Origin of the sequence: Vibrio sp. 070316B (assembly GCF_013114115.1) — a bacterium.
Classification (GTDB): Bacteria; Pseudomonadota; Gammaproteobacteria; order Enterobacterales; family Vibrionaceae; genus Vibrio; species Vibrio chagasii_B.
This window is the reverse complement of the sequence record NZ_VTYC01000038.1, coordinates 49664-55663: the sequence shown is the minus strand read 5'-3', so window position 1 is coordinate 55663 and position 6000 is coordinate 49664. Positions and strand designations below refer to the sequence as shown.

Sequence of the window (6000 nt, the reverse complement as noted above, 5' to 3'; positions counted from 1 at the left end):
TCGGCATGAAAACGGTAGTTTGTGTATGATTTTTGTTTGGCGACTAAACCATATCACTTACTACCGTTTTTGTTTTTAGTTCCCGCTAATCCGCGATGAACCTTAAAAAAGCCCTTTATCAGAGCTTTTTATGGTTGCGATGAGCTAAACCACTCAAAGGCTATTATCGGTAGTGCGGTTAACGATGCTTTTGCTCGACTTGTGGTAGAGCTTCAGTGCAAGCAACGAACCCCAAAGTACAACTTGTCCCCATAACAGTGTCCATTGAGATGCGACCTCTTGCCACGAAGCGCCCATCTGATTCAGCGCTAAGAAACCTTGGATAGCAGGTGTGCTTGGAAACAGTTGTGATAACAGTACCAACCATTCAGGCATCATTTCAATCGGCCAGATAAAACCTGAAGAGAAGATCAGTGGCATTGAACTGATTAACACCACAACCGTGACTAACTCTCTTCGTGGCACTAACTCACCGATAAAAATGCCAACCAAACAGCTGGCCAATAAGAAGGGCAGTAACAAGGTTAAAATCTGTGAGATTGAGGCGAGTAGGTTAATCCCGTACATCGAAAAGCTGGCGCCGAAGTAGTACATCGATAATAAGTAGTAGATGCCTACTAAGGTGCAACAGCGAGCAAGGATTAGTTTGGTTGGATGAACTCTGCTCCAATAGCCGAATGTGGATTGAGCATTTTGCGTTGCACCAACCAACCCTGATGCCATGGCTAGGGTTTGCTGAAGGATCAATACAAAGACAGCGGGAACGACGTAATCGATATATCCCATTCGACTATTGAAAGTAGGTTTTAAATTTAAGCTAAATGCGCTGTAGCCTTTGGCTGCGGATTCTAAAGGTACACCTTCAACTAACAAGTGACTCACCTTAACTTGTGCGGCTAACGTGCCGCCTGCCTTTGCAAGTCCCTCAACTATGGTGCCATACACTAGGAAGTAAGATGCATCACCCGCATAAGAGAGTGTTGGGCTTTTCCCAAGAAGTAGATCTTTATAGAAGTTTTCAGGAATGACGATGAACCCACCAATTTCTTGATTGAGTACAGCCTGTTTAGCGTCTGCGATAGTGGAGTCACGGCGAACCAAATCAATTTGAGAGGTCGCATCGACCATTCGCTCTAAATGGTAGCTGCTTTGGCTCTTGTCTAGGTTTACAACGGACGCTTTCAATTGTTGGGGTACTTGATTGGCGTAAGGCAAAGGGTACAAGAATGAGTAAAAGACCACACCACCAAACACGGTCAGTAATACTACTGGGTTACGCAGAACCGCCAGGAGTTCTTGCTTCAGCAATTGAGTAAAGCTCATTGATTTACTCCTTTATGCTCTGCTTGTGTTGACTGTGCTGCTTGCGCTAAGTGCTTTTTAATCAATAAGATCACTACAAAAGCAGGAATAACATACCAAAACATTGAAGTGAGGTTCATCAGCGATTGCGCAGCGCTCACGCCGTAACTGGACTGAGCCGTTTGTATTTCGATGTAATGACTAACAGGCAATAGACTTCTCCAAACTTGGGCTGCCGTGTTCATGTCTGTGACAGGGAAGGTGATCCCCATAAACGCAAAACTTGGCGCTGTGAAAGCACCTGCAAAGCTCATTGCTCTTGCTGGGTCAAGCGTCAAAAAGAAGAACAAGCAACCCATAATGATACAACTAATAACCGTTAGTAACTGTGCAATGGTTAATGCCATAAAGCTGCCGTTAAATGGCCACTCTAAAAGTCGATAGAACCAAAAGCTAAACGCAATACCGAACGCTAAAAACAGAACAACATAAGGGGTGAGTGTTAATGCTAGGGACTTAACCGGAGAATGCGATAACCACGCTTTTAGCCCACGAGCTCGCACATTTGCAGTGAGTACTAAAATCGTTCCTACCACTATCATGATTTGCCATAAAGCAGGAATAACCGCAGATACCAAGAATTGAGCATAGCTAGTGTTCTTGTTGAACAGCGGAGTGATCTGGCTTTGAACGGTGACAGCTTGCCCCAAGGCGGATTTTACCGTGGTATCTCCGTGGGAAAGCTGTTTAATCACTTCAAGTTGGGCGTTGAACGTGCCTTGAGCTTGCAACAGAGCCGAGTTCACCAGTTTACCAATCAATATAAATTGGCTGTTGTAGAACACGGAAACCTGCGGGTTTAGCCCAAGATAAAGGTCTCGGTCAAAGTGTCTAGGTATAACAACGTAGCCGTAGATATCACGCTCTATCATGGCTTTTGCTGCTTCACTTGCGGAGCTGTATTTCTGAGTGACCTGCAGGGTAGGTGAGGCATCGACTAAGCGAGTAAACTGCTGCGAAATTTGGCTGTGTTCTAGGTCAATCACTGCAACAGGCAAATCACGAGCGATACCTTGTGAAAAGATCAGCCAGATACTTGCAGCAAGTAGCAAAGGTATCCAAGTTAAGCACGACAACAACCACTTGTCTTTACGGACTATCGCCCACTGTCGAAGTAAGCTGTTTATCGTTTTGTGATGTTCTGGTAAGTGAGAATTAGCAGACATATGTCACCTAAAGCTCAACCACAAGGCTCATACCCATACGCAGTGTTTCGTTTGTATCAACTGGGCGTGCTTCTACTTCAAATGTACGTAAGTCAAAGCCTTGTGCTGCATCTGTTGAACGCCAAGTTGCGAAATCACCCATCACCGCAATGTTCGTCACTTGGAAAGTCAGCGACTTATCTAAAGCGGGCAGGTAAGCTTCAAACTGTGAGCCTTTCTCAAAGTGCTTGAGCATGTCTTCACGTACATTGAGTATCGCCCATGCATCTTTCGTATCGATCACGGTCACGACTGGGAAACCTTGTGGTGCCAGTTCTCCGCTACTAAGCAGCACTTGAGAAACCTCACCGCTGAACCAGCTGTGGATTTGTGTGTCTTTTGCGTAGGCTTCGACTTCAGCTACCGCGCCAGCGGCCATTAATGCTTTTTGAGCGGCAGCCACTTTGGTTTCATCGCGAGCCCCTTCTTGTGCTAGCTGATACATTTGGAAAGCCGCGCTTTCTGTGTATTTAGCAGCTTGCCACTGTGTTTTGGCTTCATCACGTTTTTGTTCTGCAACGACGCCATCGTTGTAAAGGTTGTTTACTCGTTGGTAGGTTTTGTCCATTAAGTCTGCGGCTGCTTTGGCTTTCAACCATTGGTCTTTAGCGGCTTGAATTTGCTGAGTACGAGCACCATTTTCTGCTTCTTGAGCCAGTGCACCAGCGGCTTTTTGACCTGCTTTTGCTTGCTCTAACTTTGCGTCAATCTCTGGGCTTAGAAGGGAGAAGATCAATTCACCTTTCTCAACAGAGTCGCCTTTGCGCACAAATACCTCGTCAATACGGCCGGGTACTTTCGAAGAGATGCTGTATTGCTGTGCATCAATTTGACCTTGAAGCTTAACTGGTTGAGGTTGGTACGCTTGGTAAAAACTGTATCCGACCCAGCCAACAATGCCGATACCAACTATAGATAGAAGAAGAGGCTTAATAGGTTTCATGAATTATCCTTTTGACTGGCTAGCGGTGTCTGTTTTTGAGTCGAAATCAGACGTAACAGAAGAAGTTAAGTAACTCGAGTAAGCGTTCATTTCGCTGGTTAGCGCTAATAGCTTGTTGAGAGAGATAAGGTATTTGAATCGCGCAGCAGATTGCTGTGTTTTGATGCTCGCAAGGTATAACTCTGCATCAACCACTTCTAACGAGTTAGAAAGCCCTTGAGTGAACGCTTTTTTACGAAGTAGTAGATTTTCTTGAGCTAATGACAAGCTAGAATTAAGGCCTTGAACCTCTTCAATCGCTTGGTTTGCTTCGAGGTAGGTCTTTTGTACCAATACGGTTAAATCTTGTTTGGCTTGTGACTTTAGGAATTTAACTTGAGATACCGCGCTGTGCGCAGCAGCCACTTTGTCTGAACGACCAGAGGTGTCGAGTAGCGGTACGTTGACACCAATGCCGACTAACCAGTCTGGCTTCATTTCACTGGCGAGTGAATCGTCTTCATAGAGACTGTAATCTCCGTAAAGATAAACCTCTGGGTAATATTTGCCTTTTTCAGCTTTGATTAAACTGCTTGCTTGTTTCTCTTTCGCATCCAGAATCTTAAGACCAGGGTAGGTCATGAGTGTTTGATCAATGAACACATCCATATGGGGCAGGTTCTTGTTGATAAACAGTTGCTCTGAAGGTTCAACGCTTTGGCTTTGACCTAGAATTTGGGTAAGAGCTAATTGAGCAATTTTAAGATCATTCTCAGCTTTAGTGCGTTCAACTACTGCCTTATCCAGAGAGGCGTCCGCTTGCAGGCGTTCTACTCGTGCAATTTGCCCTTGCTGCTCAAGCTTAATGGCAAAATCACGATGTTGAGTTAGGCCTGCTTCTACGGCTTGGCGAGTTTTCACCACATCTTCCGCTAAGATCACTGAGAAGTAATATTTGCTTAAGTCTTCGTAACGAGCCTGTTTTTCCATTAGCAGTTGGCTTTGCGCTTCTTCGCTTTTACCTTCAGCTGCGGTTTGTGCTGCGGTAATTCGACCACCTGTAAAAATTGGCCACACTGCACGAATGGAAGAGCTGAAGATATCTTGCTCAGTAATCGTTGAGGTAATGCCACCAAGCGCACTGATAATTTGAGGAGGAACAGGAAGACCAATAGATGGTACACCACTCAGGCTATCAGCGAACTGTTCACCATTGATGGTCACATCACTATCAAGGTGAGTGTAGTTAGCACCTAGCGTCACTGAAGGCAGGTTGAGGCTTCCTGTTGCATTTTGGAGATGTTGATAACGCTCAACGTTAGCTTGTTGAGCCGCAAGAGAGTTGTTGTTCTCTTGGAGTATTTGCCACGCTTCAGAAAAAGTGAGTGGAGCTGCATAGCCTGGCGAAGCCATAGTGCTGAGAAGCATACTGGCGAGTGCAAGGTATCTGAATTTTGGTTTGGTCATCTGCATTAATTACCAAATTAGAGTATTAGCTCTAATGTTAGCAGGGGGATCATCATTTGTCTTGAACAGATTACCTCATATGAGCAAATAGCATAATCATTCGTTAACATTATGTGAATGCTATTAAGGATTTAGCGGTTATAGACAAAGAAACGAAAAGAGCACGACAAATCGTGCTCTTTAAGTTCAGTATAGAAGAAGTTACTACAAATGGACTGGTACTATTTAAAGCTTGGGCAATGGTGATCGGCACGCCACACCAATTGTTTTGAACCTTGCATGGTTTGTAATAAATCTCTACCTGACATTTGCGGGAAAGCTAACAACACTTTTAGGTCGAGCGGGGATGTCTCGTTCTTCTCATATGCTCTGACATGAGTAAAAGTAGATTGTAAGTTTTTGAACAGCATAGCCTTTGTGAGGCAGATTCCAAAAGTATCGCGTTTCATTGCCTGGTTTCCTTTTCAACAATGTTAATACGTTATGTTTTTTATCCTGTTTCTGTCGGACGTTGCCACTGATCGAAACTTCCTGCTCATCAATGCTTTATTCTTGGGTGCTGCTTTTGTCAGTCACCTCTTTGTTGTCTGGCCTGCCGAGTGTGAAATAGCGAGATGAATAGGGGAGAATACTTAATCCGTTTGTTCATCATTTGTAACGGCGAGCACGCAACTTTTATTTATCGATACGTCCAGTGGGTGAAGAGTTGTTGCCTTTCTGTTAACCAAAATTCCGGTTTAAAGCGTTGTCTTAAAATTGCAACGTATAGCTAGGCAACGATAAACTTCTTCATATGCAACCATTATAATTGTATTTATTTTAAACAACCTAAAAAACACCTAAAAGCTTAGTGATCTAGCTCAATATTTATTCGATTTTTTGGGTTTATTAACTAATCCGTTCTAAAAGTGAACGATTTATCGAGGCGAGCAACGTAAAGGAATATCAATTAATAATCTGGTTAATTATTTAGTTGAGCAATAGTCACAAATTCGTATAGGCGTAAAGGTGCTCTGGTTAACTTAGTGTTAACATGGCCTGCTG

General features: G+C 43.9%; 5 protein-coding genes. All 5 read right to left on the bottom strand.

Annotation, left to right across the window (positions count from 1 at the left end; genetic code table 11):
• Positions 1-153: 153 nt before the first annotated feature.
• A complete protein-coding gene (locus F0251_RS21320) occupies positions 154-1323 on the bottom strand; it encodes an ABC transporter permease (RefSeq protein ID WP_105057218.1) in 1170 nt (389 codons plus the stop codon).
• Complete coding sequence (locus tag F0251_RS21315) at positions 1320-2528, bottom strand: ABC transporter permease (protein WP_171731758.1); 1209 nt, start codon at positions 2526-2528, stop codon at positions 1320-1322. The genes F0251_RS21320 and F0251_RS21315 overlap by 4 nt, the downstream gene beginning before the upstream one ends.
• 7 nt (positions 2529-2535) lie before the next feature.
• Positions 2536-3510 carry an HlyD family secretion protein gene (locus F0251_RS21310; protein ID WP_171731757.1) on the bottom strand — a complete coding sequence of 325 codons (975 nt, stop codon included), beginning with the start codon at positions 3508-3510 and terminating at the stop codon, positions 2536-2538.
• A gap of 3 nt (positions 3511-3513) precedes the next feature.
• A complete protein-coding gene (locus F0251_RS21305) occupies positions 3514-4962 on the bottom strand; it encodes a TolC family protein (protein ID WP_171731756.1) in 1449 nt (482 codons plus the stop codon).
• A 215-nt stretch (positions 4963-5177) separates the two neighbouring features.
• Positions 5178-5405, bottom strand: a complete 228-nt coding sequence (locus F0251_RS21300) for a hypothetical protein (protein ID WP_061033495.1) — start codon at positions 5403-5405, stop codon at positions 5178-5180.
• Between the last annotated feature and the right edge of the window lie 595 nt (positions 5406-6000).

Coding starts and splice junctions, on each gene's coding strand:
- F0251_RS21320 (WP_105057218.1), bottom strand. CDS start 1,323: ATGAGCTTTACTCAATTGCTGAAGCAAGAACTCCTGGCGGTTCTGCGT.
- F0251_RS21310 (WP_171731757.1), bottom strand. CDS start 3,510: ATGAAACCTATTAAGCCTCTTCTTCTATCTATAGTTGGTATCGGCATT.
- F0251_RS21305 (WP_171731756.1), bottom strand. CDS start 4,962: ATGCAGATGACCAAACCAAAATTCAGATACCTTGCACTCGCCAGTATG.
- F0251_RS21315 (WP_171731758.1), bottom strand. CDS start 2,528: ATGTCTGCTAATTCTCACTTACCAGAACATCACAAAACGATAAACAGC.
- F0251_RS21300 (WP_061033495.1), bottom strand. CDS start 5,405: ATGAAACGCGATACTTTTGGAATCTGCCTCACAAAGGCTATGCTGTTC.